General features: G+C 74.5%; 13 protein-coding genes, 1 pseudogene and 2 riboswitches. Of the genes and pseudogenes, 7 read left to right on the forward strand and 7 right to left on the reverse strand.

Going from position 1 to position 13,727, the window contains the following annotated elements; all coding sequences use genetic code 11:
• Nucleotides 1-230: pseudogene (locus tag G6039_RS18230) on the reverse strand (hypothetical protein); the annotation flags it as partial.
• Between the two features lie 80 nt (nucleotides 231-310).
• Here G6039_RS18230 and G6039_RS18235 point away from each other — a divergent pair.
• From G6039_RS18235 to G6039_RS18245, 3 genes are all read left to right on the forward strand, one after another.
• Nucleotides 311-727, forward strand: a complete 417-nt coding sequence (locus tag G6039_RS18235; RefSeq protein WP_029545418.1) for a DUF3151 domain-containing protein — start codon at nucleotides 311-313, stop codon at nucleotides 725-727.
• On the forward strand, nucleotides 714-1,859 hold the full coding sequence (locus tag G6039_RS18240) for an FUSC family protein (RefSeq protein WP_043802373.1): 1,146 nt from the start codon (nucleotides 714-716) through the stop codon (nucleotides 1,857-1,859). The genes G6039_RS18235 and G6039_RS18240 overlap by 14 nt, the downstream gene beginning before the upstream one ends.
• A 69-nt stretch (nucleotides 1,860-1,928) precedes the next feature.
• Nucleotides 1,929-2,861, forward strand: a complete 933-nt coding sequence (locus G6039_RS18245) for a cation diffusion facilitator family transporter (protein ID WP_029545414.1) — start codon at nucleotides 1,929-1,931, stop codon at nucleotides 2,859-2,861.
• A 6-nt stretch (nucleotides 2,862-2,867) separates the two neighbouring features.
• Here G6039_RS18245 and G6039_RS18250 read toward each other — a convergent pair whose 3' ends face one another.
• Nucleotides 2,868-3,407 (reverse strand): histidine phosphatase family protein, encoded by a 540-nt coding sequence (locus tag G6039_RS18250; RefSeq protein ID WP_029545412.1) that lies wholly within the window; start codon nucleotides 3,405-3,407, stop codon nucleotides 2,868-2,870.
• A gap of 59 nt (nucleotides 3,408-3,466) precedes the next feature.
• Nucleotides 3,467-3,580, forward strand: a riboswitch (cobalamin riboswitch).
• A gap of 59 nt (nucleotides 3,581-3,639) precedes the next feature.
• On the opposite strand from G6039_RS18250, the gene G6039_RS18255 reads away from it, so the two are divergent.
• Genes G6039_RS18255 through G6039_RS18270 form a run of 4 tightly spaced genes read left to right on the forward strand, consistent with a single transcriptional unit; the run spans nucleotide 3,640 to nucleotide 6,912 of the window.
• Nucleotides 3,640-3,804 carry a CbtB domain-containing protein gene (locus tag G6039_RS18255; RefSeq protein WP_373566487.1) on the forward strand — a complete coding sequence of 55 codons (165 nt, stop codon included), beginning with the start codon at nucleotides 3,640-3,642 and terminating at the stop codon, nucleotides 3,802-3,804.
• Nucleotides 3,805-3,842: 38 nt separating this feature from the next.
• Nucleotides 3,843-4,682 (forward strand): CbtA family protein, encoded by an 840-nt coding sequence (locus G6039_RS18260; protein WP_051359206.1) that lies wholly within the window; start codon nucleotides 3,843-3,845, stop codon nucleotides 4,680-4,682.
• A gap of 5 nt (nucleotides 4,683-4,687) precedes the next feature.
• Nucleotides 4,688-6,181, forward strand: a complete 1,494-nt coding sequence (locus G6039_RS18265; protein WP_006945396.1) for a cobyric acid synthase — start codon at nucleotides 4,688-4,690, stop codon at nucleotides 6,179-6,181.
• Nucleotides 6,178-6,912 carry a cobalt-precorrin-6A reductase gene (locus tag G6039_RS18270; protein WP_029545408.1) on the forward strand — a complete coding sequence of 245 codons (735 nt, stop codon included), beginning with the start codon at nucleotides 6,178-6,180 and terminating at the stop codon, nucleotides 6,910-6,912. The genes G6039_RS18265 and G6039_RS18270 overlap by 4 nt, the downstream gene beginning before the upstream one ends.
• A gap of 57 nt (nucleotides 6,913-6,969) precedes the next feature.
• Here the strand turns inward: G6039_RS18270 and G6039_RS18275 are convergent, their stop codons facing one another.
• From G6039_RS18275 to G6039_RS18295, 5 genes are read right to left on the reverse strand one after another with little or no spacing between them, the layout of a single operon-like run.
• Nucleotides 6,970-7,527 (reverse strand): hypothetical protein, encoded by a 558-nt coding sequence (locus G6039_RS18275; RefSeq protein WP_006945398.1) that lies wholly within the window; start codon nucleotides 7,525-7,527, stop codon nucleotides 6,970-6,972.
• A gap of 53 nt (nucleotides 7,528-7,580) precedes the next feature.
• The gene (locus G6039_RS18280) at nucleotides 7,581-8,531 is read right to left on the reverse strand and encodes a cobalamin biosynthesis protein (RefSeq protein ID WP_037201897.1); all 951 of its coding nucleotides are present in this window, start codon (nucleotides 8,529-8,531) and stop codon (nucleotides 7,581-7,583) included.
• Nucleotides 8,513-10,882: a bifunctional hydrogenobyrinic acid a,c-diamide synthase/histidinol phosphate aminotransferase CobBC gene (locus tag G6039_RS18285; protein ID WP_029545400.1), complete on the reverse strand. Its 2,370-nt coding sequence runs from the start codon at nucleotides 10,880-10,882 to the stop codon at nucleotides 8,513-8,515. Before G6039_RS18285 ends, G6039_RS18280 begins: the two co-directional genes overlap by 19 nt.
• Before the next feature lie 28 nt (nucleotides 10,883-10,910).
• Nucleotides 10,911-11,525 (reverse strand): cob(I)yrinic acid a,c-diamide adenosyltransferase, encoded by a 615-nt coding sequence (gene cobO, locus G6039_RS18290; RefSeq protein ID WP_006945402.1) that lies wholly within the window; start codon nucleotides 11,523-11,525, stop codon nucleotides 10,911-10,913.
• Entirely contained in the window at nucleotides 11,525-13,465 is a 1,941-nt protein-coding gene (locus tag G6039_RS18295; RefSeq protein WP_174824770.1) for a magnesium chelatase subunit D family protein, read from the reverse strand. The genes cobO and G6039_RS18295 overlap by 1 nt, the downstream gene beginning before the upstream one ends.
• Nucleotides 13,466-13,499: 34 nt before the next feature.
• A riboswitch (cobalamin riboswitch) is annotated at nucleotides 13,500-13,691 on the reverse strand.
• Nucleotides 13,692-13,727: the final 36 nt, after the last annotated feature.

Here is a 13,727-nt window from a genome sequence, read left to right on the forward strand (position 1 = left end):
GTCTCCGCCTCGCTCGCCGCGGCCGGCCCGGGCTGTGCGGCCGGCGTGTCCGGGGCGGCGGCGGGATCCGCGGCACCGGCCGGGGCCGGCGCGTCGTCGCCGGGGGTGTCGCGCTCCGAGCCCGCGCGCGGCGCCGGGTCCTCGGCGTCGTCGTGCTCCGCGGAGGACCCGGGGGTGTCCGTCGCCGGACGGGGAGACGTGGTGGTGTCTTCGTTCTTCGGATCCGGCACGCGATCCCCCTTGCTGGACGGACGGCTGTTCTCCCGGGCAGCCTATCGACCGTCTTCGGGCGGTGGGCACAATGGTGGCCATGACGTCTTTCGGTGACCTTCTCGGACCCCAACCCACCCTGCTGCCCGGCGACGACGAGGCGGAGTCGGCGCTGCTGAACCACGAGGACCCGGCGAAGGTGGCCGCCGATCACCCGACCGCGTCGATCGCCTGGGCATACCTGGCCGAAGCCGCCCTCGGGCGCGGCGAGACGATCGCGGCCTACGCCTACGCCCGCACCGGCTACCACCGCGGTCTCGACCAGTTGCGCCGCAACGGCTGGAAGGGCTTCGGTCCCGTGCCGTTCGACCACGAACCGAACCGGGGCTTCCTGCGGTGCGTCGCGACGCTGGCCCGCGCGGCGAAGGAGATCGGCGAGGCCGACGAGCATGCCCGCTGCCTCGACCTGCTCGAGGACTGCGACCCGCGCGCCGCCGAAGCACTTGGCGTCGATTAGTCCCCGGTTACCCACCAGGGTGGGCACGCGCCGGCGGCTGCGCACGTCGGGGCTCCGCCTGCGTTCCTCGGCGCTGCCGATCCTGCAGTGCGCGCTGGCAGCGGGCATCGCCTGGTGGGTCGCCACGGGGCCGGTCGGGCACGAGCAGCCGTTCTTCGCGCCCATCGCGGCGGTGGTGTCGCTCGGGCTGTCACTGGGTGCGCGGATGCGACGGTCGGTCGAACTCGTCTGCGGTGTCACCGTGGGCATCGGTGTCGGCGACCTGATCATCTCGTTCATCGGCAGCGGCCCGTGGCAGATCGCGCTCGTCGTCGCGATGGCGATGGGCACGGCGGTCGCGCTCAACAGCGGCCCGATCTTCTCCATGCAGGCCGGGAACTCGGCGGTGCTGGTGGCGACCCTGATCCCGCCCGGCGGGTCCGGGGGTATCGACCGAATGGTCGACGCCCTCATCGGCGGGCTGGTCGGCATCGCCGTCGTCGCCGTCATCCCCACCCACCCGGTGCGCCGGGCGCGGCGGGAGGCGGCGAACGTGCTGTCCACCACGGCGGACGTGCTGCGCAAGGTCGAGGCCGGCCTGGTCGAGAACAACCCGAAACCCATCGAGGCGGCCCTCAGGGAGGCCCGGGCCACGCAGTCGGCGATCGACGCGATGCGCGCCAACATCTCCGGCGGCAAGGAGGTGAGCCGCATCTCGCCGCTGTACTGGAACAGCCGGCCCCGGCTCGAGCGCCTCATGGCCGCGGCGGACCCGATCGACAACGCCATGCGCAACACGCGGGTGCTGGCGCGCCGGTCGCTCTCGCTCGTGCGCGACGACGAGATCCTCGACCCGCGGCTGGTGCGGCGCATCGAGGAGCTGGCCGGGGCGGTGGACGTGCTGCGGCTGATGGTCCTCGCCGAGCCGGGGGAGCAGCCCGATCAGGCGGAGGCGGCCCGGGTGCTGCGCAGCGTGGCCCGGGAGATGAAGCCGGACCTCGTGGCGGGGGCGGGCCTGTCCTCGACGGTGGTGTTCGCGCAGATTCGTTCGCTGATCGTGGACCTGCTGCAGGTGGCCGGCCTCGAGCGGGTCTCGGCGATCGCCACGCTGCCCCCGACGGTGGAGCATCCGGCGTATCCCCCCGAGTCCTGAGCGGCTCCCCTCTCCGTTGAACATATGCGTATGTCTGCATATGATTGCCGAAACTTCGGAGGGAGGACCATGGGCGTCGGACACGGCCACTCGCACGGCCATTCCGGGACGAGCACTCCCGGCGGGGCCGGCCCGTCGAAGGGACGCCTGTGGCGGATGGCGATCGCCCTCGTCGTCCTGGTCGCGTTCCTGATCCTCGAGACGGGCGTCGCCCTGTGGATCGACTCGCTGGCCCTGCTCGCCGACGCCGGCCACATGCTCACCGACGTGGTGGGCATGTCCATGGGCATGGTCGCGTTGATCCTGGCCCGGCGGGGCAGCACGGCGGCCGCGCGCACCTTCGGGTGGCACCGCGCCGAGGTACTCGCCGCCATGGCGAACGCCGCGCTGCTGCTCGCGGTGGCGGTGTGGGTGTTCTACGAGGCGATCCGCCGCATCGGTGACGCCCCGGAGATCCCCGGGACGGCGCTGGTGGTCACCGCGGCGGCCGGCCTGGCCGCCAACCTCGTCGTCATGCTGCTCCTGCGGGCCGACGCCAAGGACAGCCTCGCCGTGCGCGGCGCCTACCTCGAGGTGCTCGCCGACGCGGTCGGCAGCGTCGGGGTGCTCGTCGCCGGTGCCCTCGTGCTGCTGTTCGACTGGAGCCTCGCCGACGTCGTCGTCGGCGTCCTCATCTCCCTGTGGGTGGTGCCGCGGGCGGTGCGCCTGGCCGCGGCGTCGCTGCGCATCCTCACCCAGGCTTCGCCGGCCCACCTCGACGTCGACGGGGTGCGCGCCGACCTGTCCGCCCTGCCCGGCGTCACCGGCGTCCACGACCTGCACGTGTGGACCCTGACCACCGGCATGGACGTCGCCACCGTGCACCTGATCAGCGACCACGACGGGCAGTGGGTGCTCGAGTCGGCCCGCGCCGTCCTCACCTCCCACGGGCTCGAGCACGCCACCGTCCAGGTGGAGACGACCGTCAACGGGCGGCGCTGCGAGGAGAACGTCACCTGGTAGGGCGGCTCAACCCAGCCGCAGCGACCACCGGCCCCCGCGTCCGTGCAGCCGGACCTGTGCGAGCGGGCGCACGTCGATCCGCCAGAATCCTGCCGGGGGCGCGCCGAGGGCGTACACCGTCGCGGCGCGGATCACGGCCGGGTGGGCCACCGCGACGATCCGGCCCGGCGCCAGCCCGTCGAGCCACCGCGCCACCCGTTCGGTCAGCTCCGCGATCGACTCGCCGCCGTGCGGCGCCGCGTGCGGGTCGGTGAGCCACTGCTGCAGGCTCTCGGCCGGCACCTCGTCCATCGCCCGCCCCGCCCAGTTGCCGTAGTCCAGGTCCCGCAGCGCCCGATCGACCGCGGCCGTCGTGCCCAGCGCGGCCGCAGTCTCGACGGCCCGTCGCTCCGGCGCCGCGACGACGCGGTCGGCCACCGGCGCGACCGCCCGCTCCAGTTCTCGTCGGCCGCGTTGCGACAGCGGCTCGTCGGCGGGGAACCGGACGGCGCGCTGCGCCTCCGTCGAGGCATGGGCCAGAAGGACGAGGCGAACCACGGCGGTCATCGAATCACAACCGCCGGGGGTGTCGCCTTGACAGGGGCGGGCTCACGGTGCGACTGTTCCTGCGTCACACGTGCCGAGGTGCAGGCAATCCGGTGCAAGTCCGGAGCGGTCGCGCCACTGTGACCGGGCGACCCGCCCGGGAGTCAGAAAACTGTCTCGGCGCATGGATTTTCGACGGGACGCGTTATCCCAGGAGGATGCCATGGCTACTGTCCACACCCCCGAGTCCACGATGGGCTCCGCGGCGCTGGCCGCCGCGATCACCGCCGTCGTGCTGCTCGCCTTCGTCACCCTCTACCTGGTCGGCTTCGATCAGGGCGCGATCTCGCGCACCGGCATGTTCATGCATGAGCTGATGCACGACGGCCGGCACCTGCTCGGCCTGCCGTGCCACTGAGGCCGGGGGCCGGCGTGTCACCGAGGCCGGGGGCCGGCATGTCACCGAGGCCGGGGGCCGGCGTCTCGTCGCACCCGGACGCTGCCGTGTCGGCAGGCGTCCCGCTGACCGGCCCCTACACCCGGATCCTGCTGCGCGGCCTGCTGGCCGGCCTGATTGCCGGCCTGCTCGCCGGCGCCGTCGCCTTCGTGGTCGGCGAGCCGCACATCGAGGCCGCGATCGCGCTGGAGGAGGCCGCCGCGACGCACGCGGCCACCGAGGCGCACTCCCACACGCACGAGGCCGCGTCCGCCGGTCACACCCACGGCGAGGACGCCCTCGTCAGCCGCACCGGGCAGAAGGTGGGCCTGATCCTCGCCACCACCCTCGCCGGTCTGGCGCTCGGCGCGCTGTTCGCGTCGGTGCTGCACTTCGCCCGGCGCCACACCACGCTTTCGGGTCCCGCTCTCGGACTGCTCGGCGCCGGAGCGGGATGGCTCGCGATCGAAGCGGTGCCGTTCCTGAAGTACCCGGCCAACCCGCCGGCGGTGGGGGACCCGGACACCATCGACCAGCGCACCCTCCTGTGGGTCGCGGCGGTCGTGCTCGGCCTCGTCGCGCTCGCGGTGGCGGTGGCCGCCGCGAAGGCGCTCGCCCGTCAGGAGCTGCGTACCGTCCGGCTCGCCGGACCGGTCCTGGCGTTCCTCGTCGTGGTCGGTCTCGGGTATGCGGTGCTGCCGACGATCGACGAGGTCGGCACGGGCTTTCCGGCCACGCTGCTGTGGGACTTCCGCGTTGCGTCGGTGATCGTTCAGACCACCCTGTGGTTCGCCCTGGGCGTGGCGTTCGCGTTCCTCACCGAACGCGCCGATCGTCGCGTGCCCGTCCGCGTGGCGTAGCCGTCGTGGGACAGGGCCTGCTCGTCGCCGGAACCACCTCGGACGCCGGGAAATCCGTGGTGACCACCGGGATCTGCCGGGCCCTGGCCCGCCGTGGGTTGTCGGTCGCGCCGTTCAAGGCGCAGAACATGTCCAACAACTCCATGGTGGCCGTCGACCCGGTCACCGGCGACGGCGTGGAAATCGGCCGCGCGCAGTGGATCCAGGCGGTGGCGGCGCGCGCCGTACCCGAGGCCGCGATGAATCCGGTGCTGCTCAAACCCGGCAGCGACCGCCGCAGTCACGTCGTCGTGCTCGGCCGGCCCGCCGGTCACCTCGAGGCCGGCGAGTTCGCCGGCGGCCGAAAGCACCTCGCCGAGGCCGCCTTCGGTGCGCTCGACGACCTGCGGGACCGGTTCGACGTGGTGGTCTGCGAGGGTGCCGGCAGCGCCGCCGAGATCAACCTGCGGGCCCACGACTACGTGAACATGGGCCTGGCCCGGCACGGCGACCTGCCGACCGTGCTCGTCGGCGACATCGATCGCGGCGGGGTGTTCGCCGCCATGTACGGCACGCTCGCCCTGCTGGATGCGTCCGATCAGGCCCTCGTCCGCGGCTTCGTGATCAACAAGTTCCGTGGAGACCTCGGGCTGTTGCGTCCCGGTCTCGAGTCGCTCGAAAAGCTCACGGGCCGGCCCGTGCTCGGCGTCCTGCCCTGGCAGCGCGGCCTGTGGCTCGACTCGGAGGACTCGCTCGCCCTGTCGTCGCGCCCGGCCCACGACGGCGCCGGGTCGCTCACCGTCGCGGTGGTGATGCTGCCGCGGATCAGCAACTTCACCGACGTCGACGCGCTGTGCCTCGAACCGGACGTGCGGCTGCGGTTCGTCGACGATCCGCGCGCCCTCGCCGGCGCCGACGTGGTGATCCTGCCCGGCACCCGCGCCACCCTCGCGGACCTCGCGTGGCTGCGCGGCCGCGGCCTCGACACCGCCGTCGCCGACCACGCCCGTCGCGGGGGCGTGGTGCTCGGGATCTGCGGCGGCTTCCAGATGCTCGGCCGGCGGATCTCCGATCCGCACGGCGTCGAGGGCACCCCCGGGGCGTGCGTGGACGGGCTCGGACTGCTGGACGTGCACACCCGTTTCGAACCGGAGAAGGTGCTGCGGCTGCCGGCCGGGTCGGCGCTCGGGGTGCCGGCCTCCGGGTACGAGATCCACCACGGCCGCATCTCCCGCGGCGGCGACGAGGAGTTCCTCGGCGGCGCCCGGGCGGGAACGGTGTTCGGCACCATGTGGCACGGCAGCCTCGAGGGCGACGCCCTGCGCACGGCGTGGCTCCGCGAGGCGGCCGCCCTCACCGGGCGCGACCTCGCCACCGGCACCGTCGGCTTCCACGCCGCCCGCGAGGCGCGCCTCGAGGTGCTCGCGGACATGGTCGAGGAGCACCTCGACGTCGGCGCCCTGCTCGGGATGCTCGGGGCTCGGCCGGTGCTGCCCACACTGACGGGCGGCCTGGCGTGACCGTCCTCATCCTCGGCGGCACCGGCGAGGCGCGGGCGCTCGCCGCCGGCCTGGACACCGCGGGGGTGGCGTACGTGTCGTCGCTTGCGGGACGGGTGCGCAACCCGCGCCTGCCGGTCGGCGACGTGCGGATCGGCGGTTTCGGCGGCATCGACGGACTGCGGGAGTATCTGCGCGGCAACGGTATCCGCAGGGTGGTCGACGCCACCCACCCGTTCGCCGCGCGGATCAGCGGTAACGCCGCGGCCGCCTGCGCGGCGGCCGGGATGCCGCTGCTGCGCCTGGCGCGGCCGGGCTGGACCGGCACCGGCGACTGGACGTGGGTCGACGACCACGATGCGGCCGCCGCGGTGGCCGCCCGGGGGGCGAGCGTGTTCCTGAGCACTGGCCGCCAGACCCTCGATCGCTTCCTCGGGCCGCTCGCGCGGCACCGCGTCCTGGTGCGGGTGGTCGAGCCGCTGGACCTCGACGTGCCGGACTCCTGGACGGTGCTGCTGGCCCGCGGCCCCTACACCGTCGACGGCGAGCGTGCGCTGCTCGCCGGCCACGGGGTGGACGTGCTCGTCACCAAGGACTCCGGCGGGGACCTCACGCGCGCCAAGCTCGACGCGGCGGCCGAACTCGGGGTGCGGGTGGTCGTCGTGCGCCGCCCGCCCTCGCCGGCGGGCGTGCCGACGGTGGCGACGGTCGCGGACGCCGTCGCGTGGGCGACGGATTCCTGCGCGGATTAGTCGTCCGTGCACGCAATGTCGTGTGCAGACGACCGGGAACCGCGCGGGTCCGCGATCTCAGACCTGCGGGCCCTCGGTGCGCAGGTCGTCGACCTTGCGCATCGCCTCGCGGAGCTCGGCGAGCCACTGCTCGCTGTGCTGCCCCACGAGCTGGACGCACCAGGCGAGCGCGTCGGAGCGCGAGCGGGCGACGCCGGCGTCGACGAGGGTGTCGAGGACCTTGCGCTCGGGCTGGCGCAACCGGGTCATCACCGGAACGGCCAAGTGGGTGAACAGCACTCGACGCTCGCCGAGCGTGACACCCCACGCGACCTTCCGGCCGTAGCGGGCCTCGGCCTCGTCGGCGATGCGCATGCGGTCCGGCCGGGTGGTCTCCCGGAACCGCGCGATGCGCCCGTCGACGGACGCCGGGCCGGTGTCCTCGGGCGGGGGCAGTTCCCCGACGACCACGATCTCCTCGCGGTCGACCTCGATGTCGGCGGGGCCGGTGAACCAGTCGTCGGGCAGGCGTCCGGCGAACCACTCGGCGGCGTCGCTCGCATCGGGGACGTCGGCCTGTTGCCAGCCGCCCGGGCGTCCGAAGCGGGGTCCGTGCATGTGCGGATGGTGTCGCATGTCGTCCTCCTCGGGACGAAGTGCCAATATCACTGATTACAGTGTTACACCGCTTACGTGATTCGCGCCACAACGGTGCTCGCGGACGCGACGACCGCGGACACCGCGAGCGCGCCCGCGCCGACCCGGGCCGCGAGCCGCACGCCCCGCGCGATGTCCCCGGGTTCCGGGGCCGGGCCGTCGCCGAGGGTGCCGCGGTCCTCCACCACGCCGTGGTAGACGTTCACCCCGCCCAGAGTGACCCCGAGCGCGCCCGCGAAAGCCGCCTCGACCGGCCCGGCGTTCGGGCTCGGATGCCGGTGGGCGTCGCGGCGCCAGGCCGTCAGGGCCGCGCCGGGCCGCTCGCCCAGGCCCGCCGCGAGCAGCGCGGACAGCCGCGCCGGCGCCAGGTTGAGCAGGTCGTCGAACCGGGCGGACGCCCAGCCGAACTGCTCGTGCCGCGGCGTGCGGTGGCCGACGCGGGCGTCGAGGGTGTTCGCGGCCCGGTAGCCGAGCAGGCCCGCCGGCCCCGCCACCGCACCCCACAGCAGTGGGGCGACGACGGCGTCGGAGGTGTTCTCCGCGAGGGACTCGAGGGTGGCGCGGGCGACGCCGGCGGCGTCGAGGCGCGACGGGTCGCGCCCGACGAGGTGGGTGACCTGACGGCGCGCGGCGGGCAGATCCGCGCGGCGCAGCTGGCAGTCGATCGTCGTCGCCTCCCGCGCCAGCGACCGGCCGCCGAGCACGGTCCACGTCGCGGCCGCGGTCACCGCCGTGCGCACCAGCGGACGACGCCGGGTGAGCCGGTCCACGCCGTAGCCGAGGCCGGCCGCGCCGCCGACCAGCACCGCGGTGAACAGCGTCCCGGCCGCCCGGTGGTCCGCGTACAGCGCGCGCTCGGTGGTCCGGGCGATCCGGCCGAAGCCGCTCACCGGGTGGCCGCGACGGGGATCGCCGAACGCCTGATCGGCGAGGTAGCCGAGGACGAGGCCGGCGGCGCGCGGGTTCACGTCAGGTCCCGCCATGCCCCGAGCAAAGCCTCGGTGGTCTGCGCATCGCGCACCGCGATGCGCACCCAGTCGGCGCCGAGGCCGGGGAAGCTGTCCCCACGACGCACCGCGAAGCCCTTGCCCCGCAGTCGCTCCCGCGTCCCCACGGGGACGTGCGCCAGCACGAACGGTGCCGCCGACGGGCCGGTCACCTCGATGCCGAGCGCGGTCAGGCCGTCGACGAGGACGGCGCGGTCGGCCGCGACCTGCACGGCGATGCGCTCCGCCTCGACCGTGGCCGCCGGCGACGCGCACGCGATCATCGCCGCCGCCGCGGGTGTGGACACCGACCACGGTGGCTGGTGCGCGGCGAGCTCGGCGACGATCGACTCGTCGCCGAGCACGTACCCGGCGCGGATACCGGGTATCGCCCACGTCTTGGTGAGAGAGCGGACCACCACGACACCCGGAAGCGACACGCCGGCAAGCGATTCCGTTTCCCCCGGTACCGCATCCATGAACGCCTCGTCCACCACCAGCACCCGGCCGGGCCGCGCCAGGGCCCGCAGCGCGGCACCCGGGTGCAGCACGCCGGTCGGGTTCGTGGGGTTGCCGACGATCACGAGGTCGGCGTCGTCGGGCACCAGCGCCGGGTCGAGGACGAAGCCGTCCTCGCGGCGCAGCAGCACCCGGGTCACCTCGTGCCCGGCGGCGCGCAGCGCCGCCTCCGGCTCGGTGAACTGCGGGTGCACCACCGCCGGTCGCGCCCAGCGACGGGCACGGGCGACGAGGGTGAACGCCTCCGCGCCGCCGGCGGTGGGCAGCACCTCGAGCGGGTCGCGGCCGTGCCGGGCGGCCAGGGCGGCCCGCGCCGCGCGCGGGTCCGGATACCGATCCAGCTCGGCCAGCGACCCGGCCAGCGCGGCGTCGAGCCACTCCGGGCGCGGCCGGCGCGAGACGTTGACGGCCAGATCCACCAGTCCCGGCGTGGCCTCCCGGTCGCCGTGGTGCTGCAGGTCCGGTGCGGCGGCCCGGGTCGTGCGCGGCGGCGGGGGGACCGGCGTCGCGGCCCGCACCGCGTCGGCGAACCGCTGCGCCAGCGCCGGATGCCCGGCCCAGTGGGTGTGCAGGTAGGAGGCGTGCACGGTGGCGGACGCGAAGCCGTCGGGCCGCCCGCCCAGCAGCCACGCCGGCTCGTCGGTGGAATCAACCGTGGTGCGGTGGAATTCGTGTCCGGTCACCCGCGTGCCCGCCGGCGCGAGCAGGGTCTCGCGCGGCGCGACGGCCGTGCGGTAGCCGAGGGTCAGGCGCGGCGTCATCCGGGCGGCCGCGTCGATCGCGCCGATCATCGGCGCCCCGTCCACCTCGCGGCACAGGTACAACAGTCCGGCGCACTCGGCGACGGTGGGTGTGCCGGCCGTGATCGCGGCCCGGAGATGTTCGCGCAGAGCGGTGTTCGCGGCCAGATCTGCCGCGTGCACCTCGGGGAAGCCGCCGCCGAGATAGATCCCGGCCGTGCCGTCGGGCAGTCGTTCGTCGCGCAGCGGATCGAACACCACGGTGCGGCACCCGGCGGCGCGCAGCATCTCCTCGGTCTCGGCGTAACGGAACGTGAAGGCGCGGCCGCCGGCGATCGCGACGACCGGGCCGTCGTCGGCCGGTGCCCCCGGATCCCACGGGCTCGCAGGAAGATCCGGTGCGGCGCACGCGATCCGCATCACCTCGGCGAGATCGACCCGCGCGGCGATCTGTGCGGCCAGGCGATCGAGCTGGGCGGCGGCCTCGGCCCGCTCCTGTGCCGGCACCAGCCCGAGATGCCGCGACGGCGCCGAGATCCCGTCGTCGCGCTGCAGGACGCCGAGCACCGGGACGCCCGTCGCGGCCAGGGCCTCGGCCACCTCGTCGGAATGCCGCACCGAGCCGGCCTTGTTCAGGATCACCCCGGCGATGCGGACGCTGCGGTCGAACGTGGCCATCCCGTGCACCACGGCCGCGACGGAGCGGGAGGCGTGGGAGACGTCCACGACGAGGATCACCGGGGCACCGAGGACGGCGGCCGTGTGGGCGGTGGAGGCGAACCCGTCGGTGCCGAGCATCCCGTCGTACAGGCCCATCACGCCCTCGACGATCGCGACGTCGGCACCGCGGGCGCCGTGCGCGAGCAGCGGTGCGAGCAGGTCGGTGCCGACGAGATGGGCGTCCAGGTTGCGGCCGGGCCGGCCCGTCGCGAGGGCGTGGTAGCCCGGGTCGATGTAGTCCGGGCCGACCTTGTGTCCCGACACGGTGTGCCCGGCCGCCCGCAGGGCCGCCATGAGGCCCGTCGCGACCGTGGTCTTCCCGTGTCCGGAAGCCGGCGCGGCCACCACCAGCCGGGGCAGCGGTGTCATGCGGTCACCACGCCGTCACCCGCGAGTGTCACCACTCGATGCCCCTCTGGCCCTTCTGGCCCGCATCCATCGGGTGCTTGATCTTCGTCATCTCGGTGACGAGATCCGCGGCCTCGATCAGCGCCGGATGTGCCCGGCGGCCGGTGATCACGACGTGCTGGTGGCCGGGGCGCGTCCGCAGGGTCTGCACCACCTCGTCGGCGTCGATCCATCCCCAGCCGATGGGGTAGGTGAACTCGTCGAGCACGTACAGCCCGTGCTGCTCGGCGGCGAGCCGGCGCTGGATCTCCCGCCACCCGGCGAGCGCCGCGGCGGCATGGTCCTCCTCGGTGCCGTCCTTGCGCGACCACGACCACCCGGAGCCCATCTTGTGCCACTCGATCGGGCCCCCGGTGCCGCGTTCGGTGTGCAGGTCGCCGAGGGTCTCGAAGGCGGTCTGCTCGCCGAGGCGCCACTTGGCGGACTTGACGAATTGGAACACCGCGACGGACCAGCCCTGGTTCCAGCCGCGCAGTGCGAGACCGAACGCGGCGGTCGACTTGCCCTTGCCGTCGCCGGTGTGGACCATCAGCAGCGGCCGGTTGCGGCGCTGGCGGGTGGTGAGGCCGTCGTCCGGCACGGCGGTCGGTTGTCCCTTCGGCATCAGGCGGCCCTTCCTCGCACGACGGTGGTGAGCGCGTCGGCGTGGACCTCACCGACGGGGACGTGTTCGGCGCCGAGCCGCTCGGCGAGCCGGGCCGCGAGGCCCATGCGGAACCGGCCGGTCTCGGAGTCCACGACGACCGCGTCGATCCCGGCGGCGGCGAGCCGGTCGGCGGCCGCGAGGGACCGGGCCACCGCGTCCGGCCCGGCGGTGGCGCGGCCGTCGGTGACGACGACGAGCAGGGCCCGCCGGTCGGGTTCGCGCAGCCGGTGCCGCCGGATCGTCTCGGCCGCCTCGAGCAGTCCCTCGGCGAGCGGGGTGCGCCCGCCCGCCGGCAGCTCCCGCAGCCGCGTCGCGGCCACGTCCACCGAGTTGGTCGGCGGCAGCACGAGCGTGGCGCGATCCCCGCGGAAGGTCACCAGGCCCACCGTGTCGCGACGCCGGTAGGCGTCGAGCAGCAGCGACAGGATCGCCGTCTTCACCTGCGTCATCCGCTGCCGCGCCGCCATCGAGCCGGACGCGTCGACGCACAGCAGCACCAGGTTGGCCTCCCGGCCCTCGACGACCTTCCGCCGCACCTGCCACCCGTGCGTGGTTTCGGTAGTCCCCGCTACCGGAACCACGCACGGGTGGGTGGCGGTGGCGCGGATGGTGGCGGGCAGATGGATCGGGCCGGTGTCGCCGCGACGCTCGCCGACGGTCCGGCCGACCGTGGTGCGGGCGCGGGAGCGGCGGCCCGCGGCACCGCGGCCGGTGCGGTCGGCCGTGAACAGGCGGGTCCGGTAGGGCTCGGCGGGGGCCGCGACGGACGTCGCCGCACCGGAGCCCTGCCCCCGGTCGTCCCGGCCCGGCGTCGCCTCGCCGGCGCCGGGGCCGTCCGGACCGGAATCATCGGGACCGGAATCGTCGGGGCCGTCCGGATCGGGCTCGGGCGGCTGCTCGCCGAGCAGCTCGTCGAGCAGCGACTCGTCCATGCCGGGCTCGTCGAACGGGTTGCGGCGACGACGGTGCGGCAACGCCAGCCGCGCCGCCACCGCGATGTCCGCCCGCGTCACCTCGTCGCGGCCCACCCACGCCGCATGCGCGACGGCGGTCTTTGCGGTGACCAGGTCGGCGCGCATCCCGTCGACGTCGAACGCCGCGCACACCTCCGCGATCGCGACGAGCGCGTCGTCGCCGAGCCGCACCTGCGGCAGCCGGTCGCGGGCCTGCGCCAACCGCCGCGTCAGCGCCGCCTCGGCGTCGGCCCACCGCGCGACGAACGCGTCCGGGTCGGCGTCGAACGCCAGGCGCCGCCGCACGATCTCCGCCCGCACCTGCGGATCGCGGGGCGCGGCCACCTCGACGGTGAGGCCGAAGCGGTCGAGCAGCTGCGGCCGCAGCTCACCCTCCTCCGGGTTCATCGTGCCGACCAGCACGAACCGGGCAGCGTGCGAGACCGACACCCCGTCGCGCTCGACGGAGCAGCGGCCCATCGCGGCGGCGTCGAGCAACAGGTCCACCAGGTGGTCGTGCAGCAGATTGACCTCGTCGACGTAGAGCACCCCGCGGTGCGCCCGGGCGAGCAGGCCGGGCTCGTACTCGGCGGTGCCCGCCGACAGCGCCTTCTGCAGGTGCAGGGAGCCGGTGACGCGGTCCTCGGTGGCACCGACCGGCAGTTCCACCAGCCGCGCCGGACGGGTCTGCGCCGCCGCACCGCCCGGGTGCGGCCCGTCGGGGCACGCCGGGTCGGGGGCGGCGGGATCGCACGCGAAGCGGCAGCCGGTGACCTCGGTGACCTGCGGCAACAGCGCGGCCTGGGCGCGTACGGTGGTCGACTTGGCGGTGCCCTTCTCGCCGCGCACGAGCACCCCGCCGATCGACGGCGAGACCGCGCACAGGGACAGGGCCAGCGCCAGGTCGTCGGAGCCGACGACGGCACTGAACGGATACACGTGCACTCGAACCTCCACAGGCTCCCGCTGGGATGTCTTCTCGGCAGCTGAAATCGAGGCCGGTATTCGGACTTCCCGGTCGAACGCCGTGCGATCGCCTTCCCGGACCGGCCGGTCCAGTGGCTGCGCGTGTTGCGCGTGATCGACGGCTCCCGGGTCACCGCAGCGGGCCTGTGCCGGATTCGCACCGGCTTCCCGATTATCCCCGTGAGGGGCACCTCGATTGTCTTGCCGCCGCCGAGTCTAACCGCACCGGCTAGGGTTCGAC

This window comes from Rhodococcus aetherivorans, from assembly GCF_011058165.1.
Taxonomy (GTDB): Bacteria; Actinomycetota; Actinomycetes; order Mycobacteriales; family Mycobacteriaceae; genus Rhodococcus; species Rhodococcus aetherivorans.